Annotated in this window: 22 protein-coding genes; 13 read left to right on the top strand and 9 right to left on the bottom strand. The window is 60.5% G+C overall.

Annotation, left to right across the window (positions count from 1 at the left end; all coding sequences use genetic code 11):
- Nucleotides 1–59 precede the first annotated feature (59 nt).
- From tig to AB4N92_RS01270, 7 genes are all read left to right on the top strand, one after another.
- On the top strand, nucleotides 60–1,370 hold the full coding sequence (gene tig / locus AB4N92_RS01300; protein ID WP_010209411.1) for a trigger factor: 1,311 nt from the start codon (nucleotides 60–62) through the stop codon (nucleotides 1,368–1,370).
- 91 nt (nucleotides 1,371–1,461) lie between these two features.
- The gene (gene clpP / locus AB4N92_RS01295; protein ID WP_021492827.1) at nucleotides 1,462–2,097 is read left to right on the top strand and encodes an ATP-dependent Clp endopeptidase proteolytic subunit ClpP; all 636 of its coding nucleotides are present in this window, start codon (nucleotides 1,462–1,464) and stop codon (nucleotides 2,095–2,097) included.
- A 112-nt stretch (nucleotides 2,098–2,209) separates the two neighbouring features.
- Nucleotides 2,210–3,493, top strand: a complete 1,284-nt coding sequence (gene clpX / locus AB4N92_RS01290; RefSeq protein ID WP_010209414.1) for an ATP-dependent Clp protease ATP-binding subunit ClpX — start codon at nucleotides 2,210–2,212, stop codon at nucleotides 3,491–3,493.
- A 174-nt stretch (nucleotides 3,494–3,667) separates the two neighbouring features.
- Nucleotides 3,668–6,064 carry an endopeptidase La gene (gene lon / locus AB4N92_RS01285; RefSeq protein WP_010209415.1) on the top strand — a complete coding sequence of 799 codons (2,397 nt, stop codon included), beginning with the start codon at nucleotides 3,668–3,670 and terminating at the stop codon, nucleotides 6,062–6,064.
- 148 nt (nucleotides 6,065–6,212) lie between these two features.
- Nucleotides 6,213–6,485: an HU family DNA-binding protein gene (locus AB4N92_RS01280; protein ID WP_003174819.1), complete on the top strand. Its 273-nt coding sequence runs from the start codon at nucleotides 6,213–6,215 to the stop codon at nucleotides 6,483–6,485.
- A 229-nt stretch (nucleotides 6,486–6,714) separates the two neighbouring features.
- Nucleotides 6,715–8,589 (top strand): SurA N-terminal domain-containing protein, encoded by a 1,875-nt coding sequence (locus AB4N92_RS01275; RefSeq protein ID WP_154973355.1) that lies wholly within the window; start codon nucleotides 6,715–6,717, stop codon nucleotides 8,587–8,589.
- A gap of 99 nt (nucleotides 8,590–8,688) precedes the next feature.
- Nucleotides 8,689–9,213, top strand: coding sequence for a GNAT family N-acetyltransferase (locus AB4N92_RS01270; RefSeq protein ID WP_081489126.1), 525 nt, complete (start codon nucleotides 8,689–8,691; stop codon nucleotides 9,211–9,213).
- Here AB4N92_RS01270 and AB4N92_RS01265 read toward each other — a convergent pair.
- Nucleotides 9,160–10,365 (bottom strand): MFS transporter, encoded by a 1,206-nt coding sequence (locus AB4N92_RS01265; protein WP_021492825.1) that lies wholly within the window; start codon nucleotides 10,363–10,365, stop codon nucleotides 9,160–9,162. The genes AB4N92_RS01270 and AB4N92_RS01265 overlap by 54 nt on opposite strands.
- Before the next feature lie 119 nt (nucleotides 10,366–10,484).
- Between AB4N92_RS01265 and AB4N92_RS01260 the strand changes: the two genes are divergently transcribed.
- A complete protein-coding gene (locus AB4N92_RS01260) occupies nucleotides 10,485–11,384 on the top strand; it encodes a LysR family transcriptional regulator (RefSeq protein WP_236266924.1) in 900 nt (299 codons plus the stop codon).
- 89 nt (nucleotides 11,385–11,473) lie between these two features.
- A complete protein-coding gene (locus tag AB4N92_RS01255) occupies nucleotides 11,474–12,247 on the top strand; it encodes a DUF2242 domain-containing protein (RefSeq protein ID WP_010209420.1) in 774 nt (257 codons plus the stop codon).
- A 1-nt stretch (nucleotide 12,248) separates the two neighbouring features.
- On the opposite strand, the gene aceE is transcribed toward AB4N92_RS01255, so the two are convergent.
- A complete protein-coding gene (aceE, locus tag AB4N92_RS01250) occupies nucleotides 12,249–14,909 on the bottom strand; it encodes a pyruvate dehydrogenase (acetyl-transferring), homodimeric type (RefSeq protein ID WP_042572099.1) in 2,661 nt (886 codons plus the stop codon).
- Nucleotides 14,910–15,055: 146 nt separating this feature from the next.
- Here aceE and AB4N92_RS01245 point away from each other — a divergent pair, with 146 nt between their 5' ends.
- Nucleotides 15,056–15,526, top strand: coding sequence for a MarR family winged helix-turn-helix transcriptional regulator (locus tag AB4N92_RS01245; RefSeq protein WP_010209424.1), 471 nt, complete (start codon nucleotides 15,056–15,058; stop codon nucleotides 15,524–15,526).
- A gap of 41 nt (nucleotides 15,527–15,567) precedes the next feature.
- Here AB4N92_RS01245 and AB4N92_RS01240 read toward each other — a convergent pair whose 3' ends face one another.
- The 3 genes from AB4N92_RS01240 to AB4N92_RS01230 form a co-directional block, all read right to left on the bottom strand.
- Complete coding sequence (locus AB4N92_RS01240; protein WP_236266925.1) at nucleotides 15,568–16,584, bottom strand: transketolase-like TK C-terminal-containing protein; 1,017 nt, start codon at nucleotides 16,582–16,584, stop codon at nucleotides 15,568–15,570.
- Nucleotides 16,585–16,917: 333 nt separating this feature from the next.
- Nucleotides 16,918–17,946, bottom strand: coding sequence for an AraC family transcriptional regulator (locus AB4N92_RS01235; protein WP_042572100.1), 1,029 nt, complete (start codon nucleotides 17,944–17,946; stop codon nucleotides 16,918–16,920).
- Nucleotides 17,943–19,073 (bottom strand): carbon-nitrogen hydrolase family protein, encoded by a 1,131-nt coding sequence (locus tag AB4N92_RS01230; protein WP_021492821.1) that lies wholly within the window; start codon nucleotides 19,071–19,073, stop codon nucleotides 17,943–17,945. Before AB4N92_RS01230 ends, AB4N92_RS01235 begins: the two co-directional genes overlap by 4 nt.
- Before the next feature lie 212 nt (nucleotides 19,074–19,285).
- On the opposite strand from AB4N92_RS01230, the gene AB4N92_RS01225 reads away from it, so the two are divergent.
- A complete protein-coding gene (locus AB4N92_RS01225; protein WP_021492820.1) occupies nucleotides 19,286–21,325 on the top strand; it encodes an NADPH-dependent 2,4-dienoyl-CoA reductase in 2,040 nt (679 codons plus the stop codon).
- 57 nt (nucleotides 21,326–21,382) lie between these two features.
- The gene (locus tag AB4N92_RS01220; protein WP_042572102.1) at nucleotides 21,383–22,267 is read left to right on the top strand and encodes a 1-aminocyclopropane-1-carboxylate deaminase/D-cysteine desulfhydrase; all 885 of its coding nucleotides are present in this window, start codon (nucleotides 21,383–21,385) and stop codon (nucleotides 22,265–22,267) included.
- On the opposite strand, the gene AB4N92_RS01215 is transcribed toward AB4N92_RS01220, so the two are convergent.
- The 3 genes from AB4N92_RS01215 to AB4N92_RS01205 all read right to left on the bottom strand — a co-directional run bounded on the left by AB4N92_RS01215 (nucleotide 22,257) and on the right by AB4N92_RS01205 (nucleotide 24,894).
- Nucleotides 22,257–22,814: a cytochrome b gene (locus AB4N92_RS01215; RefSeq protein WP_021492818.1), complete on the bottom strand. Its 558-nt coding sequence runs from the start codon at nucleotides 22,812–22,814 to the stop codon at nucleotides 22,257–22,259. The two genes, AB4N92_RS01220 and AB4N92_RS01215, sit on opposite strands and share 11 nt — an antisense overlap.
- 114 nt (nucleotides 22,815–22,928) lie before the next feature.
- A complete protein-coding gene (gene phnX, locus AB4N92_RS01210) occupies nucleotides 22,929–23,756 on the bottom strand; it encodes a phosphonoacetaldehyde hydrolase (RefSeq protein ID WP_010209432.1) in 828 nt (275 codons plus the stop codon).
- A gap of 28 nt (nucleotides 23,757–23,784) precedes the next feature.
- Nucleotides 23,785–24,894: a 2-aminoethylphosphonate--pyruvate transaminase gene (locus AB4N92_RS01205; RefSeq protein WP_010209433.1), complete on the bottom strand. Its 1,110-nt coding sequence runs from the start codon at nucleotides 24,892–24,894 to the stop codon at nucleotides 23,785–23,787.
- 113 nt (nucleotides 24,895–25,007) lie between these two features.
- Between AB4N92_RS01205 and AB4N92_RS01200 the strand changes: the two genes are divergently transcribed.
- Nucleotides 25,008–25,868: a LysR substrate-binding domain-containing protein gene (locus AB4N92_RS01200; protein ID WP_010209434.1), complete on the top strand. Its 861-nt coding sequence runs from the start codon at nucleotides 25,008–25,010 to the stop codon at nucleotides 25,866–25,868.
- On the opposite strand, the gene AB4N92_RS01195 is transcribed toward AB4N92_RS01200, so the two are convergent.
- Nucleotides 25,838–26,734 carry a LysR substrate-binding domain-containing protein gene (locus AB4N92_RS01195; RefSeq protein WP_045791908.1) on the bottom strand — a complete coding sequence of 299 codons (897 nt, stop codon included), beginning with the start codon at nucleotides 26,732–26,734 and terminating at the stop codon, nucleotides 25,838–25,840. The two genes, AB4N92_RS01200 and AB4N92_RS01195, sit on opposite strands and share 31 nt — an antisense overlap.
- Between the last annotated feature and the right edge of the window lie 208 nt (nucleotides 26,735–26,942).

Below are 26,942 nucleotides of genomic sequence, written 5' to 3'. Positions count from 1 at the left end.
GCATGCCCTTGATTGGGGTCGGAAATGGCCGGCTAACGTCTGTGCAACGAGGAATATCCATGCAAGTTTCTGTTGAAAATACTACTGCTATCGAGCGTCGCCTGAGCATCACCGTGCCGGCCGAGCGTATCGAGACTGCGGTCAACAAGCGTCTGCAGCAGACTGCCCAGAAGGCCAAGATCGCTGGTTTCCGTCCAGGCAAAGTGCCAATGAGCGAAATCAAGCGCCGCTTTGGTGCCGATGCGCGCCAGGAAGCTGTAGGTGACGTGATCCAGGCTTCTTTCTATGAAGCCGTTGTTGAGCACAAGCTGAACCCAGCGGGTTCGCCTTCGATCGAACCTAAGTCCCTGGAAGCTGGCAAGGACCTGGAATACGTTGCAACGTTCGAAGTGTTCCCTGAATTTGAAGTGGCCGGTTTCGACGGTATCGAAATCGAGCGTCTGAGCGCCGAAGTGGCTGATTCGGACCTGGACAACATGCTGGAAATCCTGCGCAAGCAGAATACCCGTTTTGAAGTGGCCGACCGTGCTGCCCAGAACGAAGACCAGCTGAACATCGATTTCGTTGGCAAGGTTGACGGCGAAGTATTCGCTGGCGGCTCGGCCAAGGGTACTCAGCTGGTGCTGGGTTCCAACCGCATGATCCCCGGTTTCGAAGACGGCCTGGTTGGCGCCAAGGCCGGCGAAGAGCGCGTTCTGAACCTGACGTTCCCTGCTGACTACCAGAACCTGGACCTGGCTGGCAAAGCCGCCGAGTTCACCGTGACCGTCAACAGCGTTTCCGAGCCTAAGCTGCCAGAGCTGAACGAAGAGTTCTTCGCTCAATTCGGCATCAAGGAAACCGGCATCGAAGGCTTCCGCACCGAAGTTCGCAAGAACATGGAGCGCGAGCTGCGTCAGGCCATCAAGTCCAAGGTCAAGAACCAGGTCATGGACGGTCTGCTGGCCGCCAATGCGATCGAAGTGCCTAAGGCCCTGCTGTCCAACGAAGTGGATCGCCTGCGCGTACAGGCTGTTCAGCAGTTTGGTGGCAACATCAAGCCTGATCAGCTGCCCGCTGAACTGTTCGAAGAGCAAGCCAAGCGCCGCGTCGTGCTGGGCCTGATCGTGGCTGAAGTGGTCAAGCAGTTCGACCTCAAGCCTGACGAAGACCGCGTTCGCGAAATGATCCAGGAAATGGCTTCGGCCTACCAGGAGCCTGAGCAGGTCGTGGCTTGGTACTACAAGAACGATCAGCAGCTGAACGAAGTGCGTTCGGTTGTGCTGGAAGAACAAGTTGTGGATACTGTTCTGCAGAAGGCTAAGGTGACCGATAAAGCGGTCTCTTACGAAGAAGCAGTCAAACCGGCGGAAGCAGCACAAGCCGACTGATTGTCCAACTCGTTGGAAATTCAACCATAAGCCAGCCTCGCGCTGGCTTATGCGTTTTCAAGACATGACTATTTGGGAGTAACTGCAGAGCATGTTCCGTAATTCCTATATTCAGCAGAACTCTGATATCCAGGCCGCTGGCGGCCTGGTCCCGATGGTTGTCGAGCAGTCCGCTCGTGGCGAACGCGCCTACGACATCTACTCGCGCCTGCTTAAGGAGCGAGTGATCTTTCTGGTAGGCCCCGTAGAGGACTACATGGCCAACCTGATCTGTGCGCAGCTGCTGTTCCTTGAAGCGGAAAACCCGGACAAGGACATCCATCTCTACATCAACTCCCCAGGCGGTTCGGTGACCGCAGGCATGTCGATCTACGACACCATGCAGTTCATCAAGCCGAACGTGTCGACCACCTGCATTGGCCAAGCCTGCAGCATGGGCGCATTCCTGCTGACCGCCGGTGCCCAAGGCAAGCGTTTCTGCCTGCCTAACTCGCGCGTGATGATTCACCAGCCACTGGGCGGTTTCCAGGGCCAGGCGTCGGACATCGAAATCCATGCCAAGGAAATCCTGTTTATTCGTGAGCGTCTCAACACGCTGATGGCCAAGCACAGCGGGCGCACCCTGGAAGAAATCGAGCGCGATACCAACCGCGACAACTTCATGAGTGCCGAAGCCGCGCAAGCCTATGGCCTGATCGACGCAGTGATCAATCAGCGCCCCGCTTAATATAAGCCGCTCAAAATAGGGCTGGTCGGCATGTCCGACCACCGGCGGGCTTGAAAAAGCCCGCATAAGCCTTCATCTTGTGTTGCAAGCCTATCGGATTTGGATCGAACGAATGACTGACACCCGCAACGGCGAGGACAACGGCAAGCTGCTCTATTGCTCCTTCTGTGGCAAGAGCCAGCATGAAGTACGCAAATTGATTGCCGGCCCCTCGGTCTTTATCTGCGACGAGTGCGTCGACCTGTGCAATGACATCATCCGTGAGGAGGTGCAGGAAGCCCAGGCCGAAAGCAGCGCGCATAAATTGCCTTCGCCTAAAGAAATCAGCGGCATCCTTGATCAGTACGTGATTGGTCAAGAGCGTGCAAAGAAGGTTCTGGCCGTAGCGGTGTACAACCACTACAAGCGCTTGAACCAGCGTGACAAGAAAGGCGACGAAGTTGAACTCGGCAAGAGCAACATCCTGCTGATCGGTCCTACAGGCTCGGGTAAGACCCTGCTTGCAGAAACCCTCGCTCGCCTGCTGAACGTTCCGTTCACGATCGCCGACGCCACCACCCTCACCGAGGCTGGCTACGTGGGCGAAGATGTCGAGAACATCATTCAGAAGTTGCTGCAGAAGTGCGACTACGACGTAGAGAAAGCCCAGATGGGTATTGTCTACATCGACGAAATCGACAAGATTTCGCGCAAGTCGGACAACCCGTCGATCACCCGGGACGTTTCCGGTGAAGGCGTGCAGCAGGCCCTGTTGAAACTGATCGAAGGCACGGTCGCTTCCGTACCACCACAAGGTGGTCGCAAGCACCCGCAGCAGGAATTCCTTCAGGTCGATACACGCAACATCCTGTTTATCTGTGGTGGTGCGTTCTCCGGTCTGGAAAAAGTCATCCAGCAGCGTTCGACTCGCGGCGGCATCGGTTTCAGTGCCGAAGTCCGCAGCAAGGAAGAAGGCAAGAAGGTTGGCGAATCCCTGCGTGAGGTCGAGCCCGACGATCTGGTCAAGTTCGGTTTGATCCCGGAGTTCGTGGGTCGTCTGCCGGTCCTGGCCACGTTGGACGAGCTGGATGAGGCTGCTCTGATTCAGATCCTCACCGAGCCGAAAAACGCCTTGACCAAGCAATACGCCAAGCTGTTCGAGATGGAGGGTGTAGACCTTGAGTTCCGTACTGACGCTCTTAAATCGGTGGCCAAGCGGGCACTGGAGCGCAAGACCGGTGCACGTGGCCTGCGTTCGATTCTGGAAGGCGTGTTGCTCGACACCATGTACGAAATCCCCTCGCAGTCCGAGGTGAGTAAAGTGGTGATCGACGAAAGCGTCATAGAAGGTAAGTCCAAGCCACTGTATATCTACGAAAACAGTGAGCCGGCTGCCAAGGCTGCGCCCGACGCGTAAGCGTCTCGCAGTTTCGGTATAAACAAGGGGCCTTCAGGGGCCCCTTTGTTTTTACAACGTTTTTTGCCCCGAAGCGTTTACTGCGTTTAACTGCTGGCAATAAGCTTGTTTTTTTTGCATGCAGCCCCCATCTTGGCTTCAAGCTTATTTTTCATCTGTCATAGAGGCGAAATCATGAAGACCACCATCGAATTGCCTCTCCTGCCGTTGCGTGATGTCGTCGTCTATCCGCACATGGTTATCCCGCTGTTCGTGGGGCGCGAGAAGTCTATCGAAGCCCTCGAGGCCGCGATGACGGGCGACAAGCAGATCCTGCTGTTGGCCCAGAAAAATCCTGCTGATGATGATCCAGGCGAAGACGCCCTGTATCGCGTTGGTACCATTGCTACCGTGCTGCAATTGCTCAAGCTGCCTGATGGCACCGTCAAGGTGCTGGTGGAAGGTGAGCAGCGTGGTGCGGTTGAGCGCTTCATGGAGGTGGATGGCCACCTGCGCGCTGAAGTGGCGCTGATTGACGAAGTCGAGGCCCCTGAGCGCGAGTCAGAAGTGTTTGTACGCAGCCTGCTCTCGCAATTCGAGCAGTATGTGCAGTTGGGCAAGAAAGTCCCGGCTGAAGTCCTGTCGTCCCTCAACAGCATCGATGAGCCAAGCCGCCTGGTCGACACCATGGCGGCGCACATGGCGCTGAAAATCGAGCAGAAGCAAGACATTCTCGAAATCATTGATCTGTCGGCGCGTGTTGAGCACGTGCTGGCGCTGCTGGATGCCGAAATCGACCTGTTGCAGGTCGAGAAGCGCATCCGTGGTCGCGTGAAGAAACAAATGGAGCGCAGCCAGCGCGAGTACTACCTGAATGAGCAGATGAAGGCCATTCAGAAAGAGCTCGGCGACAGCGAGGAAGGCCACAACGAAATCGAAGAGCTGAAAAAGCGCATCGATGCCGCTGGCCTGCCGAAAGATGCCCTGGCCAAAGCCACTGCCGAGCTGAACAAGCTCAAGCAGATGTCGCCGATGTCGGCCGAAGCCACCGTGGTGCGCTCCTATATCGACTGGCTGGTACAGGTGCCGTGGAAGGCCCAGACCAAGGTGCGTCTGGACCTGGCCCGGGCTGAAGACATTCTCGACGCCGACCATTATGGCCTCGAAGAAGTCAAAGAACGCATCCTCGAATACCTCGCCGTGCAAAAGCGCGTGAAGAAGATTCGTGGTCCGGTGCTGTGCCTGGTCGGGCCGCCTGGCGTGGGTAAAACCTCCTTGGCTGAGTCCATTGCCAACGCCACCAACCGTAAATTCGTGCGCATGGCCCTCGGCGGTGTGCGTGATGAAGCGGAAATCCGTGGTCATCGCCGGACTTACATCGGTTCGATGCCAGGAAGATTGATTCAAAAGATGACGAAAGTCGGCGTGCGCAACCCGCTGTTCCTGCTCGATGAAATCGACAAAATGGGCAGCGACATGCGTGGCGATCCGGCGTCGGCGTTGCTCGAAGTGCTCGACCCCGAGCAGAATCACAACTTCAACGACCATTACCTGGAGGTCGACTACGACCTGTCCGACGTAATGTTCCTGTGCACCTCCAACTCCATGAACATCCCGCCAGCGTTGCTGGACCGGATGGAAGTGATTCGTCTGCCGGGTTACACCGAAGACGAGAAGATCAACATCGCCGTCAAATACCTTGCGCCCAAGCAGATTTCGGCTAACGGCCTGAAGAAGGGCGAGATCGAGTTCGAAGTTGAGACGATCCGCGACATCGTGCGCTACTACACCCGCGAGGCCGGTGTACGGGGCCTGGAGCGCCAGATTGCGAAGATCTGCCGCAAGGCGGTCAAGGAGCATGCACTGGAAAAACGCTTCTCGGTGAAGGTGACGGCCGACTCCCTGGAACACTTCCTGGGCGTGAAGAAATTCCGCTACGGCCTGGCTGAGCAGCAGGATCAGGTAGGGCAGGTGACTGGCCTGGCGTGGACCCAGGTGGGCGGCGAATTGCTGACCATCGAAGCCGCGGTGATCCCTGGCAAAGGCCAACTGATCAAGACCGGTTCCCTGGGTGACGTGATGGTCGAATCCATCACCGCCGCGCAGACCGTGGTGCGCAGCCGCGCCAAGAGTCTGGGGATCCCCCTGGACTTCCACGAGAAGCACGACACCCACATCCACATGCCGGAAGGGGCGACCCCGAAAGACGGCCCTAGCGCTGGCGTAGGCATGTGCACGGCCCTGGTGTCGGCATTGACTGGCATTCCGGTGCGTGCCGATGTCGCCATGACCGGGGAAATCACCCTGCGCGGCCAGGTATTGGCCATCGGTGGTCTGAAAGAGAAATTGCTTGCCGCACACCGGGGTGGTATCAAGACGGTGATCATTCCTGAAGAGAATGTTCGCGACTTGAAGGAAATTCCTGACAATATCAAGCAGGATCTGCAGATTAAACCCGTTAAATGGATTGACGAGGTCCTGCAAATTGCGCTGCAATACGCGCCGGAGCCCTTGCCGGATGTGGCTCCGGAGATAGTTGCTAAGGACGAAAAACGCGAGTCTGATTCCAAGGAAAGAATTAGCACGCATTAATGTGTTAAAGCCTGGGAGCTTCCTTGACAGCATTTTAGAGCCCTTGTTATAAAGCGGCTCTTAAGTGTCTGTAGGCCATTCAGCACTGGTTTTTGCTTTCATCAAAAAACTTAGAATCATACTCAATAGATATATAAGGGGACTTAGAGTGAACAAGTCGGAACTGATTGATGCTATCGCTGCATCCGCTGATATCCCGAAAGCTGCTGCTGGCCGTGCGCTGGATGCAGTAATCGAATCCGTCACTGGCGCTCTGAAGGCCGGCGACTCCGTGGTACTGGTAGGCTTCGGTACTTTCTCTGTGACTGACCGTCCAGCTCGCACTGGCCGTAACCCACAGACTGGCAAAGCACTGCAAATCGCTGCTGCCAAGAAACCAGGTTTCAAAGCCGGTAAAGCCCTGAAAGAAGCTGTTAACTAAGCTTCGATCCAGCCTTACCTACCCGGGTCGAACGTAGGTTCAACCTGGGAGCGGAGCGGCAGCAGACCCATGTATGCATCGGGTCGCCAAGCCGGGGGGAGAACCAAAGCCCCCGTCCGCTCCGCCAGTTGCGAGAAGGCGCATCCTTGGATGCGCCTTTCTTATATCCGTACTCTACCCACGCTCCACGGTTGCCTATTATTGAAGTTCAACCGTTTCTGGGGGACGCATGCTGCAAAATATCAGGGACAATTCACAAGGCTGGATTGCCAAGACCATTATCGGGATCATCGTCGCATTGATGGCGTTCACCGGTATCGAGGCCATTTTCCAGGCTTCGGGTAACAGTAAGCAGGACGTGGCCAAGGTCAACGGTGAAGAAATCACCCAGACCGAGCTGAGCCAGGCCGTCGACATGCAACGTCGTCAGCTGATGCAACAGCTGGGCAAGGATTTCGATGCCTCCCTGCTGGACGAAAAACTGCTGCGCGAAGCGGCCCTCAAGGGGCTGATCGATCGCAAGCTATTGCTGCAAGGTGCTGCCGACTCCAAGTTTGGCTTCTCTGAAGCTGCACTGGACCAAGTGATCCTGCAGACGCCGGAATTCCAGGTGGACGGCAAGTTCAGCGCCGAACGCTTTGACCAGGTGATCCGTCAACTGGGCTACAGCCGTATGCAATTCCGTCAGATGCTGACCCAGGAAATGCTAATCGGCCAGGTTCGCGCAGGTATTGCCGGCAGCGGTTTCGTCACCGATTCCGAAGTGCTGGCATTCGCGCGTCTGGAAAAACAGACTCGCGACTTCGCCACCGTCAACATCAAGGCCAACCCTGCCGCGGTGAAACTCACCGACGACGAGGTCAAGGCTTACTACGACCAGCACGCCAAAGAATTCATGACCCCGGACCAGGTGGTCATCGACTACCTGGAACTGAAGAAGTCTTCCTTCTTCGACCAGGTCAGCGTGAAGGACGAAGAGCTGCAGGCGGCCTATCAGAAAGAAACCGCCAACCTCGCTGAACAGCGTCGTGCGGCGCACATCCTGATTGAAGTCAACGACAAGGTCACCGACGCGCAAGCCAAGGCGAAGATCGAAGAAATCCAGGCGCGCCTGGCCAAAGGTGAAAAATTCGAAGCCCTGGCCAAGGAGTTTTCCCAGGATCCTGGTTCGGCCAACATTGGCGGCGACCTCGGTTTTGCTGGCCCTGGCGTCTACGATCCAGACTTCGAAACCGCCTTGTACGCGTTGAACAAGGACCAGGTCTCGGCACCGGTACGCAGCACTTTCGGTTGGCACTTGATCAAGCTGTTGGGCGTTGAGGCACCGCAAGTGCCGACGTTCGCTAGCCTTAAAGACAAGCTGACCAAGGAGCTGAAGACCCAACAGGTTGAGCAGCGTTTTGTTGAAGCGACCAAGCAATTGGAAGATGCGGCGTTCGAAGCTTCCGACCTGGCCCAGCCGGCGTCCGACCTGAAACTGACCGTGCACACCTCCGCGCCGTTTGGCCGTGAAGGTGGCGAAGGTGTTGCGGCCAACCGTGCCGTGGTCACCGCTGCGTTCAGCCCGGAAGTGTTGGATGAAGGTGCCAACAGCACCGCCATCGAACTGGATCCGGAAACCATCATCGTACTGCGTGCCAAAGAGCACCTGAAACCTTCGCAACTGCCGCTGGAAAGCGTCAGTGCGGCGATCCGTACGCAGATGGCCAAGGAGCGCGCCAGCGCGGCTGCCAAAGCTCATGCTGACGAACTCATCGCCAGCCTGCGTGATGGCAAGACTCCACTGAACCAGCCGGTCGACGGCCAGGCATGGAAGGTCACTGAAGCGGCTACCCGTAGCCAGGAAGCGATCGATCCTGCCGTGCTGCAAGCCCTGTTCCGCATGCCCAAGCCTGCGACCAAGGACAAGCCGACCTTCACCACGGTGACTCTGGCGGATGGTAGCCTGGTGATCGTGCGCTTGAACGGCGTCAATGAAGCCGCTGCCCCAACGGACGAAGAAAAGGCGCAATATCGCCGTTTCCTCGCCTCCCGTGTCGGTCAGCAGGACTTCGCGGCTTACCGCAAGCAGTTGGAAACCAAGGCCGACATCAAGAAGTTCTGATGGCGGCTTGAAAGAGAAGCCCCCGGCCTGAAAAGACCGGGGGTTTTTTTATGTGCGCTAGACTGCGCGTACGTTATCGCCGACCAGGGAGTTTCAAGCGTGTCTATTCATGGAAGAGAGGACTGGATAATCCGTCGTGCCAGCGCATCGGACGCCCCGGCAGTGCTGCAAGTGTTTGACGAGGTGATTGCCTGGTTTGTAGGGATAGGGAATACCGCCCAATGGGGCACCGAGCCCTGGTCGGCATTGCCCCGGCGAGTGGCGCAAGTCACAGAAGCGTGTGCGATGCCGGATGCGTGGGTGGTCGAGGCTCCCGAGGGGCGGGTCCTGGCGGCACTTGTGCTGGGCGAGCCCATGCCTTACGTGCCGCCAGCGTCCGGGCCGGAGGTCTATGTGCGATTGCTGATTGCCGCACGTGATGCGCGTGCGCGTGGGTTGGGCCGGCATCTGTTGGCCTTCGCCGATGAGCGGGCCCACGCTGCCGGGGTGGGGCGCCTGCGCGTGGATTGCTACGCCGGCGGCACGGGTGACCTGGTGCGTTTTTATGAGGCTTGCGGGTATCAGCGTATTTCAACGTTCGATCTTGAAGGGTGGCCGGGCCAGTTGTTGGGGCGCTGTCTGTAACCCACCGGCCACAGCCAGTAGCATCAGCAATACAACGGCCCAGGCAAATGCGCAGGCCCCCCAGCCCTGAAGTAACACGCCACCTACCAGGCCGCCGCCTGCGATGCCCAGGTTCCAGACGGTCACCAGCATCGATTGCGCGGCATCGGCCGACTCGCCCGCCGATTGGGCCAGTGCCGTTTGCAGCAAGGCAGGTAACCCGCCGAACGCCAGACCCCATAACGCCACGGCGACGTAGATGACCGCTGGCAGGTTGATCCAGAACGCCAGCGCCAAGGCGATCAGGCCAAACATCGTGCAACTGATCAGCAGCAGTACGCGCAGCCATCGATCAATCAGCACACCGGCCATCCAAATGCTCAACAACGCTGTAAGGCCGAACACCAGCAGCACCTGATCAATGTCGGCAGCAATCCCTGCCGGCACCAGCAGCGGTGCGATGTAGGTGTAGAGAATGTTGTGGGCCAGTACATAGGTGAAGGTCACCCACAGCACCGGACGAATCCCCGGCAAGGTCAGCACTTGATGCAATCCCAGGCGTTTTCCTGCCGGCTCGCCCGCAAAGTCCGGGAGTTGCCAGCGCGCCCATGCCAGTAGCACCAGTGTCAGTCCAGTCATGATCGCAAAGCTCAGGCGCCAGCCAACAGCGGCCCCGAGGAAGGTGCCTGCTGGTACACCCAACGACAGCGCCAGCGGTGCGCCAAGCATTGCCACCGCAATTGCCCGGCCTTGCAGGTGTGGCGCAACCATCCGGCTGGCATAACCGGCCAGCAGCGCCCACAGCAGTCCGGCCCATACACCGGCTAAAAAGCGCGCCACCAGGGTCAACCCGTAATGACTGGAAAGGGCGGTCACGCTGTTGACCAAGGCGAAGCCGCCAATGGCTAACAGCAACAAGGGGCGTCGTCGCCAGCCACGGGTCAGCAGCGTCAGTGGAATGGCTGCCAGCAGTGACCCCAGGGCATACACCGTGACCATTTGACCGACTAAAGCGGGTGATACGCCCAGCCCTTCGCCTATTTGCGGCAGGAGCCCGGCGGGCATGGCTTCGGTGAGGATGGTGATAAAACCGGCGCTGGCCAAGGCCAGTAAGCCGCTCAACGGCAAGGTGTCCCGCCGGTCTGTCACTGCGGGGTCGGTAAGGGAGGTCATCGCGCTCTATCCATGCAAAAGGGTAAGCAGGCAGGGTAGGGGGCTGTGGTCAGCGGAAAAACAGGCTAAGGTTCCGGACTTATCGGACTTAAACGTCCGTAATCATCAAGGACCCTTCCATGGACAGTCTGGGCAGTCTTTCCGTATTCGTGCAGGTGGCGGAGACCCGTAGCTTCACCGCCACCGGGCGGGTGCTGGGCGTCTCGTCGTCGGCCGTGGGCAAAAGCATCGCACGGATGGAAGAGCGCCTGGGTGTGCGGTTGTTTCATCGCAGCACCCGCAGCATCACTTTGACCAGCGAAGGCGCGCTGTTCCTTGAGCGTTCGCGGCGCATCCTGGCCGAGGTCGAAGCTGCCGAGCAAGAACTGAGCGACGCCAGCGCAACCCCTCGGGGCAAGTTGCGTATCAGCGTGCCGCAAGTGCGCGGCTTGCTGATGCCGGTCCTCAGCGACTTCATTCGCGCCTACCCGGACATCGAGTTGGATGTGGATTTTTCCGACCGCATGGTGGATGTGATCGAAGAAGGGTTCGACGCGGTGATTCGTACCGGCAAGCCGGAAGATTCGCGGCTGATGGCCCGTCATCTGGGGCATTACCAGTTGGTGCTGGTGGGTACGCCGGGTTATTTTCGCGAATATGGCACACCGCAACAGCCGCAGCACCTGAGCGACCATGCCTGCCTGCGTCACAAGTTCTGCGCGACCGGCAAGCTGGAGCCCTGGCCTTTGCGGCGTGCACCGGGCGCCCCCGAGTCCATCTTGCGTGGGCCGTTCGTCAGCACCACCATCGAGTCCCTCAACCATGTCGTGCACGAAGGCTTGGGCATTGCTTGCCTGCCGGACTATATGGTCAACCAGGCTGTCGCCGAAGGGCGTCTGCAGAGGGTGCTGGATGATTACCTGGAGCATCGCGGCAGTTTCTGGATGCTCTGGCCATCAAGTCGCCACGCCTCGGCCAAACTGCGCGTGTTTATTGATCATATGTGCGCAGGGCTGTTTCCTACAGGTGGCGTCGTGTAAGGCTGTGACGTTTTACCGACAGGAATGCGCGCGCCAAGGCAGCGTTCTGTTGCACAATACCGCCCGGACTGTTTTCCTCAGGATTTTCAATGTCGACATCATTTCACTTGCGTAGCCTCGGGCTGGCGCTGGTGCTGGCGGGCGCCGCGGGCTGCTCGTCACCCAAGACCGCCATTTATGAACATGAGAATTTCGACGACTCCGGTACGTTTTCCCGGGATTACCCCGTCACTGACGTCGCCGCGTGCGAAGCCGCGCGACGCGCCTTGCTGAGCCAGGGCTACATCATCACCAGCAGCGATCCGAAACTGGTGGTGGGTAACAAGAGCTTCCAGCAGACCGGCGAGACCCATCTGCAGATCAGCTTCAACGTGGTGTGTGCCGATGATGGCAAAGGCACCAACCATTCGACGATGTTCGCCAACGCATTGCAGGATCGCTACGCGCTGAAGAAGGTCAACAACTCCGCGAGCCTGGGTGTGGGCGTGCTGGGCTCGGTGTCGATGCCGATCGGTTCCACCGATGACTCCATGGTGAAAGTAGCGAGCGAGACCGTGTCCGCGCCGAAGTTCTACGAGCGTTACTTTGCGCTGGTGGATGTGTTCCTACCGCAGGAAGTGAAGAAGGCCGAGCATATTCCCGAGCAGCCGAAAGCCGAGTTGGGGGTGCCGGAACCCAAGGCAGCTCCGGCTGCCGAGAAGGTTGAGCCGCCGAAGGAAGAGCCTGCGGTCTCCCAGCCTGTCGCTCCACCTGCCGAGTCCGCGCCAATTGCGCCGCAGGCAGAGCCCGCTCCAGCCACCAGCAACCCGGACCTGCCACCGCCGACAGAAGCGATTCCGCCCCTACCGGCGCCGTCGCAGTAACTTAGACCGCTACGGGGTTGGCCTTGTCGACGTTGATCCCGTAGCGGCTGATGGCTTCACTGACTTTCTCGCGTCCGATCACGCCGTCATCCGCCAAGGCCTTCAAGGCCGCCAGCACGATGAAATGCCGGTCCACTTCGAAGAACGCCCGCAAGGTTTCACGGGTATCCGATTGCCCGAAGCCGTCCGTGCCCAGCGCCACAAAGCGCCGGCCGGGTACGAAAGGTCGGATCTGATCGGCGAACAGCTTCATGTAGTCCGTCGCCACCACCACCGGCCCCGTTTCACCGGCCAGGCATTGCTCCACGTAGCTCACCCTTGGCTCGCTCTGCGGGTGCAGCAGGTTCCAGCGCTCCACTGTATGACCGTCACGGCGCAATTCGGTGAGGCTGGTTGTGCTCCACACATTACTGTGCACGCCGAAGTCCTCCTGCAGCAGCTCAGCCGCCGCGATCACTTCGCGCAGGATTGAGCCACTGCCCATCAATTGCACCTGGGCCTGCTGGCTGGTACTGAGCCGGTACATGCCCTTGAGAATGCCGTCTTCCACGCCTTCGGGCATCGCCGGGTGCGGGTAGTTTTCGTTGAGCAGAGTGATGTAGTAGTAAATGTCCTCTTGTTGCTCATACATCCGCCGCATGCCCTCGCGAATGATCACCGCCAACTCGTAGGCGAACGTCGGGTCGTACGACACGCAGCACGGGATCACCGACGACAGGATATGGCTGTGCCCATCGTCATGCTGCAAGCCTTCGCCCATCAACGTGGTGCGGCCGGCCGTGGCCCCCAGCAAGAAGCCGCGCGCGCGTGCATCGCCTGCTGCCCAGGCGAGGTCGCCGACCCGCTGGAAGCCGAACATCGAATAGAAGATGTAGAACGGCACGGTCATCAGACTGTGGTTGCTGTAGGACGTACTCGCCGCGATCCACGAGGAAATGGCGCCGGATTCATTCAGGCCTTCCTGCATGATCTGTCCGTCCTTGCTTTCCTTGTAGTAGCTCAATTGCCCTGCGTCCTGTGGAGTGTAGAGCTGGCCTACGGCGGAGTGGATGCCGATCTGACGGAACAGGCTTTCCATACCGAAGGTGCGCGACTCATCCGGTACGATGGGCACGATCAGTTTGCCCAGGTGCGGGTCCTTGAGCAGGGTGCCGAGGATGCGCACGAAGGCCATGGTGGTGGAAATCGCCCGTTCGCCGGTGTCCTTGAGCTGTGTGGCGAAGGCGGCCAGTTCGGGAATCTGCAAAGGCTCGACCGCACTGTGGCGCGCAGGTACGTAGCCGCCCAGGGCCTGGCGGCGTGCGGCGAAGTAGCGGGCTTCTTCGCTGTCGGCGGCGGGCTTGAGGTAGGGGATGTCGGCGAGCTGATCGTCCGCGACGTCCAGGTCAAAGCGATCTCGGAAAGCTCTTACCGCATCGGCGCCCATTTTCTTCAGTTGGTGATTGATGTTCTGGCCTTCGCCTGCTTCACCCATGCCAAAACCCTTGACGGTTTTCGCCAGGATCACGGTGGGCTGGCCGTTATGGCGCACGGCCGCCGCATAGGCGTTGTAAACCTTGTCCGGGTCATGCCCGCCCCGCGAGAGTTTCCAGATTTCGTCGTCGGACATGTCCGCAACCAGTGCGAGTAATTCCGGGTATTTGCCGAAAAAGTGTTCGCGCACATAGGCGCCGTTCTGCGACTTGTAGTTCTGATAGTCGCCGTCCACGCATTCCATCATGCGTTGGCGCAGCAGGCCGCTCTGGTCTTTGTCCAGCAGGGCGTCCCAGCCACTGCCCCAGATCACTTTGATCACGTTCCAGCCGGCAGCGCGGTACAGGCTTTCGAACTCCTGGATCACCTTGGCATTACCACGCACCGGGCCGTCCAGGCGTTGCAGGTTGCAGTTGACCACGAAGATCAGGTTGTCGAGTTTCTCGCGCCCGGCCAGGGAAATGGCGGCCAGGGATTCCGGCTGGTCCATTTCGCCATCACCGAGGAAGGCCCAGACCTTGCGCCCTTGGTGCTGTTTGAGGCCGCGCAATTCTAGGTAGCGCATAAAGCGCGCCTGATAAGCGGCGGTGATGGGGCCGAGGCCCATGGACACGGTAGGGAATTGCCAGAAGTCCGGCATCAGCCTTGGGTGTGGGTAGGAGGAAATACCGTCGCCACCGGCCTCGCGGCGGAAGTTGTCGAGTTGCGCTTCGCTGATGCGGCCTTCCAGGTAGGCGCGGCCATAAATGCCGGGGGAAGAGTGGCCTTGGATATACACCAGGTCGCCATCAAAGCTGTCGGTGCGGCCACGAAAGAAGTGATCGAAGCCTACGTCGTAAAGTACTGCGGCTGACGCATAGGTCGCGATGTGCCCACCGACCCCCGAGTGTTTGCCTGCACGCAACACCATCGCCATGGCGTTCCAGCGGATAAACGCGTTGGTACGCCGCTCGATAACGACGTTGCCGGGGTAGGGCAACTGACGGTCCACCGGGATTGTATTGACGTAGGGCGTGGTCACCCGCCCGTAGAAATCGCCATGCCGCGCCACGTCGAAATCCAGCAACTGATCGATCAGGTAGTGGGCGCGCGGGCGGCCTTCGGTGGACAGCACCGATTCGATGGACTCCAGCCACTCGCGGGTTTCCTGTGGATCGTCGTCGCGTCTGACTGCGTTGTTCGGGGTCATGTGAGGCTCCAGGGTAGGCGGATTTCAAGCGGCGTGCTCCTTGTGGGAGTGCCGGCAAATGTAATTGCAATTGCAACTACATGGCCGAATCTAGCGCGGGATGAGCTACTATTGCAACCTTCTTGAAATTGCCCGGATGGTGTTGCATGTCGTCGAAAGAGCCTGATGTCTGGTTTCGGTTTGTCAGGGCCCACAGGACGGTCATCCGCGAGATCGAGCGGCGCCTGGCAGAGGCGGACCTGCCGCCCTATGCCTGGTATGACGCGTTATGGGGCCTGGAAAGCGGCCCCGACGGTACTCGCCGCATGCACGAATTGGCTGATGTGCTGGCCATCGAGCGCTACAACCTCACGCGCTTGGTCGACCGCCTGGAAAAGGACGGCCTAGTGGTGCGCTCCCGCTCCGACGGCGACGGCCGTGCGGCATTTGCCTCGATCACCGGGTCGGGCCGGGAGCTGCGTAAAAAGATGTGGAAGATCTACGAAAGCACGGTGGATGAGCTGTTCCTGTCACAGATCGAGCCTGAGCAGCGCCAGGCTTTCGCCGACGCGCTGGAGCGCACCGCCGGGCTGGCGATGGAGGCGGGCGCCCAGACCCGCAGCCGCCGCAAAGTCTGAAGGCCCTCGACAAAACCTTGTAGGCGCCGGCAAGCCCGCGCCTACAGTCCATCGTATACCAATGCATAGCGATTCATCGCTGCCTCCACTTGCAGTGCATCGATGCACCCTTCATCCGCCAACGCCCTGAGCGCAGCCACCACAATCCAATACCGACTCGGCGCCGACGCCTGCACCGAGCCCGCGCCCAACGCTACGAACCGCGCATCCACGTGTGCCCCTAACTGGTCGACAATCGCTTGCGGATAGCCGGTCACCGCAATCACCGGTGCTGCACTTCCGGTCAGACAATTGCGCAAATGACAGCTGCGCTTGGGCACTCCGGGGTGCAGGCGATTCCAGCGTTCAACCGCAGCAGCCTCGCGGGCCAGTCGTGTGTAGCTGGGGCAGCTCCACAGTTGCGCGGTGATGTTCCAGTCCTGTGCCAATAAGCGCTTGGCCTGCACCACCTCTGCAAGCGCCCGGCCTGCGCCGAGCAATCGCACATCCCCCCGCGTGTCCTGCTGCAGCGGGTACATGCCCTCGAGCACGGCTTCACGGTCCTGCTCGCTCAGGGGCGTTGCGCCTTCATGATCATGCAGGGCCAGGTAATAGAACCCGGGCTTGCCGTCGACGTACAGGCTACGCAACGCCGCCAGCACAATCGCACGGGCCTCTTCGCCCGAGGCCGGGTCATACGGCGTACAACACGGGTGGGTGGCCAGCCACAACGGTAAGGAAGGTTGCGCACCCTTGGGCCAGCGGGAGGGCTGGTTTTCAATGTCGTTGCACAGAATGCCGCGCTGTTGGGTGACGTCCGACAGCGCACTCAGTTGCGCGGACGATTGCGCACTGTGCAGGTACAGCAAAGGTTTTTCGGTGGTATTACGGGCGAACCAGCCAGGCCAGTTACCCATGCGCCGGGAGCTTGACTGGCCGCGGATCACCCAGGCCTGGCGGCTGAGTTCAAGGGTATTGGCCATGTTGATGACGGTGTACAGCGGTGAGTGGCGGGTGGGGGCGGCTGTGCTCAAGGCGTTGATGCAGAGCTGCGCGGCGTGTGCGGTAGCGGCGGTCATGGAGAGGATCACCTGGCGACGAATGTCATTACCTTAACGGAAACTTACATATGATTGCAATTGCAATGATTGCAATAGTTCCTCTAAGGCCAAGTGCTAAATCCATATGGCGCTGCTACGTTTAATCCTTGAGTGCAGGAACGTCATGACGTCGACATTTTTTCGTCATCACGGCACTTTAGGCTGGTGATGCAGGTCATTTATCTGCAGCCACTCTTAACTCAAAAAGGAGTCCACCATGGACGATTACCAGGAAGAACTGCTCGAGTACCACGCGATTGAGTTGGACCCGCTGGAACCGGCTGACGATGCCACTGAGCTGTAAGACCGACTTCAGGCGGAATGCCGCTGACTGCGGCGAAATTCCCCTGGGGTCTGGTTGTTCCACCGCCTGAAGGCCCGTTGAAACGCCTGGGCCGAGGCAAAACCGAGCAAGTAGGCGATCTCGCCGAATGCCAGTTCCGTATCGCGAATGTAGGTCATGGCCAGGTCGCGGCGGGTGTCGTTGAGAATCGCGCGGAACTGAGTGCCTTCGTCGGCCAGTTTGCGGCGCAGCGTCCAGGTGGGCAGCTTCAAGCGTGCCGCCACTTCTTCCAGGTCGGGTTCCCGGCCGCCATTGAGCATAGGCCCGAGCAACCGGGTAATGCGCTCGCGCAGGCTGCGGGTGCGCGTCAATTGCTCCAACTCTCGCTCACAAAGTTGTAACAACAGGTTCCAGGTACTCGGGCAGTGCTGCGGGTTGCGCAGGGCCAGGGTCTGCTGGTTGAGGCGCAACTGGTTGGCCTCGGCACCGAAGTGGACGTCGCCCAGCACGCTGTATTGATCGCTGTACTCCGGTGCTTCAAATTCGATGTCGATGCGCTGCGCCTCCACCGGTTGCTGGGCCAGGCTCGACAACTGGTGCAGCCAGCCGGCGATGATCGAGTCCACCACAAAGCGGTTGTAGGCGTTGTAGGGGCTGATGGAATAGAAGCGCAGCCAGGCGCCTTCGGCATCTTCGACAAAGCTCGACTGCCCGCGATAATTGGAGCCGTACAGCGCTTCGAAGCGGGTGAGCGCGCGCGCAGCTTCGCGCACGTTGGGGGCTTGAGCGGCGGTCACGCCCGCCAACCCGCCTTGGCTCAAGCGGCTGAGCTGGCCCATGCGCAGACCCAGGCCCGGGTCGCCGGTGAGTTGGATAGCGGCATGGCCAAGACGCATGTAGCGCGGGATCGACAATCGTGCACCGGCCTCGGCCAGGCGCGCCGGGTCGAGGCCGTATTGCAGCAGCAGTGGCTGCGGGTCCAGGCCGTGGCTGTGGATGGCGTCGGCCAGGGCGTGCACGAAGCCCACCGACAAATCCCCCAGCCGTACGGGCTTCACAGCCAGATATTCAACAAGCGCGCGCCACGGGCTTCGCCATCGGCGCTGACTTGCCCGTTGCTGCTGAGAAAGCTGTGCCCGGCAGTGCCCAGGTCCCAGAACTGGCCGCGCAGGAACACGCTCATGCCGGCGCTGGCCTGGCTGATGGGGGGCTGGCTGATCAATGTAAGACGGCGCCAAGCCTCGCCCTCGCTGAGTTCTTCGGGCTTGAGGCTGATTTCTGTCGGGGTGGACACGCTTTTGAATCCACGCCAAGGACGGTCCCAGGTATCACGGCCAAGCACGAAGGCCGGTACCGCGATCAATTGCGCGCCTTGTTCGTTGAGTTTGCGGTAGTTGTCCGGGTACCAGCTGTCGCTGCCTACCAGTACACCCAGTCGACCAGCCGGCGTGTCGACCACGCTGACGACGTTTTCATCACCGGGCTCGATAAAACCGCGTTCATCGTAGATCGGGTAGAGCTGGCGCTGCGGATCGCCGATCGGCAAGCCATCGGCGGCAAACACCACGCTGGCGTTATACAAGGCACCATGGCCGACGTGCAGCTGGCCTTGGCTGACACTTGGGTTGGGCAGGGTGATGGAGCCCGCCACCAGCGTGACGCCGAACTCCTTGGCGAGGCCGCCGAACAGCACTTGGTAATCCCGTGCCATGCCGTCGGCTTTCATGCGCAGGTAGGCATCGTCGGTGCGGTTGTCGCCAGTGGCGCTGATCCAGGCGCGGGCGAACAGCAGCGGATTGCTCACCGACAGCCAGTTCATCGCATCTTTAGCGTGGAGAGCCTGGTACACCTCGTTCTTTTCGCCGGTCAGCATCAGCCAGGTACCGATGTGCTCAGGTAGCACCACGATGGTCTTGTCGTTGATCAGCCCCTGGTCGCGGGCGTTTTGCAGGTAGGCCGCAAGCTTCAGGTGCAGGCGTTCCAGGCTCTGGTAGTCGGCGGGGAACAGCTCTGGCTGGATGCCCAGCAAGTTGCCACGGTCGGCAGGCAGGCCTTCGTTGACGGCAAGGGTAATACGCAGGTCCGACAGGTAATGCGCCACGGGGCGCTCCTGGGTCCAGACCAGATACGCGGCGACGGCGGCAACCAGGGCCATGGTGACGGTAAAAGCTAGAAGTTTACGCATGGGGGAACAGACAACAGACCGGGTGCAGGGTTCGCCGACTAGGGTAGGGCCCATGGGCCGGCTTGCCAAGGGGGGCTGTGCATTTGGATCAATAACTTGTCAGTTTCAGTCATTGAGCCGTTGTCCACCGCCTCTTAGTCTGTGGGACATAAACCGATGGCAGGCCATTCGAGCCTTCCACGTCCCGTGATGATCCGTTGTGGAGCTTGACCATGACCGCTGTTGCCTACCCGCACCTGCTGGCCCCGTTGGACCTGGGTTTTACCACCTTGCGCAACCGTACCCTGATGGGGTCGATGCACACCGGCCTGGAAGAAAAGCCCGGCGGTTTCGAGCGCATGGCGGCCTACTTTGCCGAGCGCGCCCTGGGCGGCGTCGGCCTGATGGTCACCGGCGGCATCGGCCCGAATGACGAGGGCGGTGTGTATGCCGGTGCGGCCAAGCTGACCACCGACGAAGAAGCACAAAAGCACAAGATCGTGACCAAGGCCGTGCACGAAGCGGGCGGCAAGATTTGCATGCAGATCCTCCACGCCGGCCGGTATGCCTACAGCCCCAAGCAGGTTGCGCCCAGTGCGATCCAGGCGCCGATCAACCCGTTCAAACCCAAGGAGCTGGACGAAGAGGGCATCGAAAAGCAGATCCAGGATTTCGTCACCTGCTCGTTGCTGGCCCAGGTCGCCGAGTACGACGGCGTGGAAATCATGGGGTCCGAAGGCTACTTCATTAACCAATTCCTGGCAGCTCACACCAATCATCGCACCGACCGCTGGGGCGGCAGCTACGAAAACCGTATGCGCCTGGCCGTAGAAATCGTGCGCCGTGTGCGTGAAGCCGTGGGCCCGAACTTCATCATTATCTTCCGTCTGTCGATGCTCGACCTGGTGGAAGGCGGCAGCACCTGGGAAGAAATCGTGCAACTGGCCAAGGCCATCGAGGGCGCCGGTGCGACCCTTATCAACACCGGGATTGGCTGGCACGAAGCACGCATCCCGACTATCGCCACCAAGGTGCCCCGTGGTGCGTTCAGCAAAGTCACCGCCAAGTTGCGCGGTGCGGTGCAGATTCCGCTGATCACCACCAACCGTATCAACACCCCGGAGATCGCCGAGCAGATCCTCGCTGAGGGCGATGCCGATATGGTGTCCATGGCTCGCCCATTCCTGGCCGATCCGGACTTCGTCAACAAGGCCGCCGCCGGGCGCGCCGATGAGATCAACACCTGCATCGGCTGCAACCAGGCCTGTCTGGACCACACCTTCGGCGGCAAGTTGACGACCTGCCTGGTCAACCCTCGAGCGTGCTACGAGACTGAACTCAATTACCTGCCCGTCAAACAGATCAAGAAGATTGCCGTGGTGGGTGCCGGCCCTGCGGGCTTGGCGGCGGCCACTGTGGCGGCAGAGCGCGGACATCAAGTGACCCTGTTCGATTCCGCCAGTGAAATCGGGGGCCAGTTCAACATTGCCAAACGTGTACCGGGCAAAGAAGAGTTCTTCGAAACCCTGCGCTACTTCAAGCGCAAATTGCAGACCACTCACGTCGAGCTGTGCCTCAACACCCGCGTTAATGTGGCGCAACTGACAGCAGGCGGTTACGACGAGATCATCCTGGCCACCGGTATCGCACCGCGTACCCCGGCGATTCCAGGCGTCGACAACGCCAAGGTGCTGAGCTACCTGGATGTGATCCTCGAACGCAAGCCCGTGGGCAAGCGCGTCGCGGTGATCGGCGCGGGCGGTATCGGTTTCGACGTGTCGGAATTCCTTGTGCACCAGGGCGTGTCCACAAGCCTGGACCGCGAAGCGTTCTGGAAGGAGTGGGGCATCGACACCCAACTGCAAGCCCGTGGCGGCGTGGCGGGGATCAAAGCCCAGGTGCATGCTCCGGCGCGTGAGGTGTTCCTGCTGCAACGCAAGACCTCCAAGGTCGGTGACGGCCTGGGCAAGACCACCGGTTGGATCCACCGCACCGGTTTGAAGAACAAACAGGTGCAGATGCTCAACAGCGTCGAGTACCTGAAGATCGACGATGAAGGCCTGCACATCCGCATCGGTGCCGAGGGCGAGCCCCAGGTGCTGGCGGTGGACAACATCGTCATCTGCGCCGGCCAAGACCCACTGCGCGAATTGCAGGACGGCCTGGTGGCGGCCGGCCAGAACGTGCACCTGATTGGCGGCGCCGACGTGGCGGCCGAACTGGACGCCAAGCGCGCCATCAACCAGGGCTCGCGACTCGCGGCCGAGCTGTAAGACCCGAAGCGGGGCGGTGTTAGACTACCGCCCCGTTTTTCATGCAGATTCCTCCCGATGGGTCCCTTCGATTGGCTTCCCCACGCCCCGCTTGAACCTTTGCGCCTGGACTGGCTGAGCGGTGTCGAGTTGGCCGTGCTGCGCCTGGACCGCATCGACCCGCTGATCAGCGGCAACAAGTGGTTCAAACTCACAGGGCATCTGGCGCAGGCGCAAAATGCTCGCGGCATCATTAGCCTGGGGGGCGCGTACTCCAACCATCTGCACGCGCTGGCGGCGGCGGGAAAGCGGTTTGGTTTTCCTACCGTCGGCCTGCTGCGCGGACATCCCCAAGACACCCCAACCGTCCTCGACCTGAAAGCCTTCGGCATGCACCTGCATTGGCTGGGTTATGGCGGCTATCGTGCGCGGCATGAGCCGGCGTTCTGGCTACCTTGGCGCGAGCACTATCCGCATCTTCATCCCGTGCCCGAAGGCGGTGGCGGGCTTGCCGGCGCGAGTGGCTGTGGTGTGCTGGTCGAACAGGCTCGCGCGCAGTTGCAAGCGCTGGGCTGGGCTGATTACGACGCTTGGTGGTTGGCGGCGGGTACGGGGACCACGTTGGCGGGGTTGGTGCTTGCAGAGGCGGGGGCGCATCCGGTTTACGGCGCCTTGGCCGTGCCGGATGATCACGGTGTGGCACAGAACATCGGTGCCATCGTACAGGCGGGCTATGAGTTGCTGGACGCCAGCCGAGGTGGCTTCGCCAAAGTCGATCCCGTGCTGCTCGACTTCATCGACACCACGCAGCAAACGTGTGGCCTGCCCTTGGAGCCGCTCTACACCGGCAAGGCGTTAATGGCCTTGAAGGCGCAGGTCGAGGCCGGGCGCTTCACCCCCGGCACTCGCCTGATCTTCGTTCACACCGGCGGCCTTCAGGGCCGTCGAGGCTTCACGGGTTAGCGCGCTTGCCCGGCATCATGCGCAATGCCGTGTTGTCCCGCAGGATGTAGTGGTGGGCGATCCCCGCCAGTGCATGCAGCCCGATCAGCCAATAACCGACCTTGCCAAACCACACATGCCACCCCTCGATCTGTTTGGCCAGGTCCTTGTTCTCGCCGATCAACGGCGGTAATTCCATCCCGTAGAACATCACCGAATGACCCTCGGCACTGACAATCAGCCAACCCGCAATCGGCATGCCGATCATCAACGCGTACAGCGCAACGTGCATCAGGGTCGCCAACAGGGTTTGCCATTGCGGCGGCGCCGGCACGATCTTCGGCGCCACGCCCAGGCTGCGTGCGAACAACCGCAGCCACACCAGCACAAACACGGTGAGGCCGAACATGAAGTGCATCTCCACGATCAACGTTCGCGCACCGCTGCCTTTGGGAAACTGGCCGCGTAATTCAATGCAGGCGTACACCACCGCCAGCAGCACCACCATCAACCAGTGCAGCGCGATCGACATGCTGCTGTAGCGTGTATCGGAGTTTTTCCACGGCATCGCTGGGTTCCTCACTCATCAGGGCAAACCTCCATTCTTGGGTGATGGAGTCCTTTTACTGTATGCCGGTTTTGAGCGGTTTGCCTGGCGTAAGTGGCGTAGTTTTGACCTCGATCAGTAGCTCTGTGGCATTTCTCCACGGGCCAGCCGTGCATTGATGTCGAGGATGACCGCAGGCAGGTCATTGATCGTGTCGATCAGGTAATGCGGGCGCGAGCCTTCGAACATCGCCTCGATACGCTTGCGTTCGCTGGCCAGGGCGGCGCCGTCCAAGGCGCGGAACTGCTCGTAGGTCAGGCCCAGGGCATTGCCGGAGCAGGTCAGGGCCACGGTCCACATCCCGGCGCGGCGGCCTTCGAGGATACCCGGCACGGTGTCGTCGACCTTCACGCACGCCGCCACATCGTCAATACCCAGCGCAATCACGTTGGCCAGCGCCTGGGCTGGCCATGGGCGGCCATTGGGCACTTCGTCGGTAGCGACCACATGGTCGGCGATATAGCCGTTGGTGGCCGCCAGGGCGACGACTTTATCCATGACTTGCTTGGGGTAGCCGGAGCAGGAGCCGATCTTGATGCCTTGCACGCGCAGCCGGGCAATGGTGTCGAGGGCGCCGGGGATCAGCGCCGAGTGTTCGGCGATTTTCTCGATCTGCAAGGGCATGAAGCGCTGGTAGATGGCAGTCACGTCGTCATCCGTGGGCGTGCGGCCGAAGGCTTTGCGGTAGCGTTCGGCGACCTGTGGCTGGTCGCAGAGGGTGCGGATGTGGTCCCACTTGCCCATGCCCATCGGGCCACGGGCTTCTTCGATGGAAACCTGTACGTCGAACTCGGCAAAGGCCTCGACAAAAATCTGCGTGGGGGCGAAGGAGCCGAAGTCGACCACGGTGCCGGCCCAGTCAAGGATGACGGCCTGGAGGGTGTTGGGGGTTTGATAGTTCATCATTCAGATCCTGTGGGTTATGGGGAAATCAAATGTCCAACACTTCCATTTCTTGCAGCACGTCGGCGATCGCTTTGACCGCCGCTCGCATCCCTGCCGCGTCGACATGGCCAATGCAGCCCACACGGAAGGTTTCCACCTGGGTCAATTTGCCGGGATACAGAATGAAACCCTTGGCCTTGACCCGCTCGTAGAAGTCTTTGAACTGATAGCGCGGGTCTCTCGGTGCATGGAAGGTGACGATGATCGGCGCCTGGATGTCAGCCGGCAGGAAGCTGCGCAGTCCCCGTTCGGCCATGCCGTCGAGCAACGCCTGGCAGTTGCTGGCGTAGCGTTTATGCCGCGCGATCAGGCCGCCTTCCTCCTGGTACTGCAGCAGCGCTTCGTGCAGGGCGGCGACTACATGGGTAGGAGGGGTGAAGCGCCACTGACCGGTCTTGGCCATGTAGCTGTGTTGGTCGAACAGGTCCATCGCCAGGGAGTGGCAATTGCCTTGGGCGGCGGCCAGCGCCTGTTTGTTGGCGAAGACGAACCCCATGCCCGGCACACCTTCCAGGCACTTGCCGGAGGCGGCGACCAGGGCGTCGAATGGCACTTCGCGGGCGTCGATCGCCAGCGCGCCAAAAGAACTCATGGCGTCGATGATCAAGCGTTTGTCGTGGGCTTTAACGACCTGAGCGATCTCCGGCAATGGGTTGAGGATGCCGGTGCTGGTTTCGCAGTGGATGAGCGCGACGTGGGTGATGGCCGGGTCGGCGCGTAGCAGACGGTCCACATCGGCGGCGGTCGTGGGCTCATCCTCGGCGGTTTCAAAGGTGCTGAACGCGCGGCCCAAGACTTCGCAGATTTTCGCCAGGCGCTTGCCATACGCGCCGTTGATCAGCACCAGCACCTTGCCGTCACGCGGGACGAGGGTGCCGATGGCGGCTTCGACGGCGAAGGTGCCGCTGCCCTGCAAGGGGACACAATGGTGGCTGCCTTCGCCGTTGAGGATCGCCAGCAATTGCTCGCACACGCTGGCCGTGAGTTGGTTGAAGCGGTCGTCCCATGACCCCCAGTCCACCATCATGGCTTGGCGGGTGCGGTTCGATGTGGTCAGGGGGCCAGGGGTCAGCAGGATCGGCGCGGCAGTGGTCATCTCAAGTCCTCGCAAGGCATCGGGGGTTGAAGCTACGGCGCTTAAATTGCAGTTTGGCTTGTTATCAATCAAATTGTTTGTTGTTATGCGAGCTATCAGTGAGGCCGATAGCCATGAATTTGTTCCAACTGCGTGCATTCGATGCCGTGGCCCGCGAGGGCAGCTTTACTCGTGCCGCCGCACGGCTGTTCATCAGCCAGCCGGCGGTGACCGGGCACATCAAGGCCCTGGAGGAGTACTACCAGATCCCGTTGCTGCGGCGCACCGCGCGACGGGTTGAGTTGACCGAGGAGGGCGCACGCCTGGCGTCAATCACCCGGGCGATCTTTGGCCTGGTGGACGAAGCGCAGACGATGCTGGAGGCCAACCGTCAATTGCTCACCGGGCGGCTGGAAGTGGCAGCGGACGGCCCGCACCTGGTGATGCCAATGATCGCCAGCCTGCGAGCGCGTTACCCGGGGATCACCGTGAACCTGCGCCTGGGCAATGCCCAGGAAACCCTGGCGGCGCTTATGTCCGAGCATGCGGATGTGGCGGTGCTCACCGAAGTGGCGCCGCGCAATGGCCTGCACCTGCAACCGTTGAGTGAGTCGCGGATCTGCGCGCTGGTGCCGGCTGCGCATCCGTGGGCGATGCAATCCGGGGGCATTCGCCTGGCGCAATTGAATGAGGTGATCATGGTGCTGCGCGAACCCAGCTCGATCACCCGGCGTACGTTCGATGAAGCGTGTGCCGCGACCGGTGTAAAACCCAAGGTGCTGCTGGAACTCGACAGCCGTGAAGCGGTGACCGAGGCCGTCGCCGCCGAGTTGGGCGTCGGTGTGGTCTCGTCCATGGAGGTCAGCCAGGACCCACGCGTGCGGGCGGTACCGCTGCTGGGTGATGGCCTGGTGAACCGGCATGTGCTCGGTTGCATGGAGCGGCGCCGGTCGCTGCGCCTGATTCAGGCGTTCTTCGAGCTGGCGCCGGGCTGAAGACTCTCGCGCATGATGTCGAGGAACGTCGCCACCACCCGCCGTGAGCTCTGCTCCTTGAGGCACACCAGGGTTTCTTTCATCCGCTGGCTGCAATCGCGGATCGGCATGGCGTAGACCCGTGAGTCCGCGCCGAACTCCGCCGCCGAGACCACCCCCACGCCAATCCCCACCACCACCGCTTCTCGTGCGGCTTCACGGCCTTCGACCTGGATCGCCGGGCGAATGCGCAGCCCGGCCTGGCTCATCTCCTGCTCCAGGGTCTGGCGGGTGACAGAGCCGGTTTCCCTGAGCACCAGGGGCGTGCCGTCCAGGTCGGCCAGGCAGATAGATTCGCGCCCGGCCCACGGGTGGTTGCGCGCGACAAAAGCCAGTAGCTGGTCGTCGGGCAGGGGCAACGACAAGAGCCGTTCGTCATCGACATCGCGCCCCAGCAAGGCCAGGTCGGCCTGGTAGTTGTACAGGCGAAACAGTGATTCGTCGGTATTGCCGGTTTCGATCTTCACGCTGATGCCCGGGTAGCGCTCGCAAAAACGCGCGATCTGCGGCAGCACGTGGACCGGTGCGTCCACCGCCAGCGTCAGGGTGCCGGTGAGCAGGGCGCGCGAGTCTTGCAGCAGTTCCTCGGCTTCGGCCTGGATCACGAACAGGCGCTGGGTGATGGCGAGCAGGCGTTCACCCAGGTCGGTCAGGCGCACTGCACGTTTGTTGCGATGAAACAGCAACACCCCAAAGCGCTCTTCAAGTTTGCGCACCTGGTCGGAGATCGCCGGTTGCGTGAGGAACAGCCGTTCGGCGGCCTGGGTAAAGCTGCCGTGGACCGCTACGGCGTGAAAGGCTTTGAGTTGCGCATGAGACACCGACATGAACAGACCTCCTACAAGCTCAGCTTATATTTGAAATACGATAAATCGATTTTACCTATTAGTCTGCCGTTGCTTTTATACGCCTCAGTCGCCGTAGGTTGAGTCCTACAACCGCGGTGACCATGAGCCCTGGCAAACAGCGCTCATCTGACCAATGCCGTTCCCCTGGGACCGGTGTTGCAGTGCTCAACAATAAAAAAACAGGCAT

It is taken from the genome of Pseudomonas sp. S3_A09, assembly GCF_054668065.1.
This window is presented reverse-complemented; position numbering and strand designations above follow the sequence as displayed.

Bases quoted from the DNA above. Each gene is read 5' to 3' on its own strand.
- AB4N92_RS01200 (WP_010209434.1), top strand. From the start codon at position 25,008: ATGAATTTGTTCCAACTGCGTGCATTCGATGCCGTGGCCCGCGAGGGC.
- AB4N92_RS01240 (WP_236266925.1), bottom strand. From the start codon at position 16,584: ATGACCGCCGCTACCGCACACGCCGCGCAGCTCTGCATCAACGCCTTG.
- clpP (WP_021492827.1), top strand. From the start codon at position 1,462: ATGTTCCGTAATTCCTATATTCAGCAGAACTCTGATATCCAGGCCGCT.
- AB4N92_RS01255 (WP_010209420.1), top strand. From the start codon at position 11,474: ATGTCGACATCATTTCACTTGCGTAGCCTCGGGCTGGCGCTGGTGCTG.
- AB4N92_RS01265 (WP_021492825.1), bottom strand. From the start codon at position 10,365: ATGACCTCCCTTACCGACCCCGCAGTGACAGACCGGCGGGACACCTTG.
- clpX (WP_010209414.1), top strand. From the start codon at position 2,210: ATGACTGACACCCGCAACGGCGAGGACAACGGCAAGCTGCTCTATTGC.
- AB4N92_RS01205 (WP_010209433.1), bottom strand. From the start codon at position 24,894: ATGACCACTGCCGCGCCGATCCTGCTGACCCCTGGCCCCCTGACCACA.
- phnX (WP_010209432.1), bottom strand. From the start codon at position 23,756: ATGAACTATCAAACCCCCAACACCCTCCAGGCCGTCATCCTTGACTGG.
- AB4N92_RS01215 (WP_021492818.1), bottom strand. From the start codon at position 22,814: ATGCCGTGGAAAAACTCCGATACACGCTACAGCAGCATGTCGATCGCG.
- tig (WP_010209411.1), top strand. From the start codon at position 60: ATGCAAGTTTCTGTTGAAAATACTACTGCTATCGAGCGTCGCCTGAGC.
- lon (WP_010209415.1), top strand. From the start codon at position 3,668: ATGAAGACCACCATCGAATTGCCTCTCCTGCCGTTGCGTGATGTCGTC.
- AB4N92_RS01245 (WP_010209424.1), top strand. From the start codon at position 15,056: ATGTCGTCGAAAGAGCCTGATGTCTGGTTTCGGTTTGTCAGGGCCCAC.
- AB4N92_RS01225 (WP_021492820.1), top strand. From the start codon at position 19,286: ATGACCGCTGTTGCCTACCCGCACCTGCTGGCCCCGTTGGACCTGGGT.
- AB4N92_RS01275 (WP_154973355.1), top strand. From the start codon at position 6,715: ATGCTGCAAAATATCAGGGACAATTCACAAGGCTGGATTGCCAAGACC.
- AB4N92_RS01230 (WP_021492821.1), bottom strand. From the start codon at position 19,073: ATGCGTAAACTTCTAGCTTTTACCGTCACCATGGCCCTGGTTGCCGCC.
- AB4N92_RS01260 (WP_236266924.1), top strand. From the start codon at position 10,485: ATGGACAGTCTGGGCAGTCTTTCCGTATTCGTGCAGGTGGCGGAGACC.
- aceE (WP_042572099.1), bottom strand. From the start codon at position 14,909: ATGACCCCGAACAACGCAGTCAGACGCGACGACGATCCACAGGAAACC.
- AB4N92_RS01195 (WP_045791908.1), bottom strand. From the start codon at position 26,734: ATGTCGGTGTCTCATGCGCAACTCAAAGCCTTTCACGCCGTAGCGGTC.
- AB4N92_RS01220 (WP_042572102.1), top strand. From the start codon at position 21,383: ATGGGTCCCTTCGATTGGCTTCCCCACGCCCCGCTTGAACCTTTGCGC.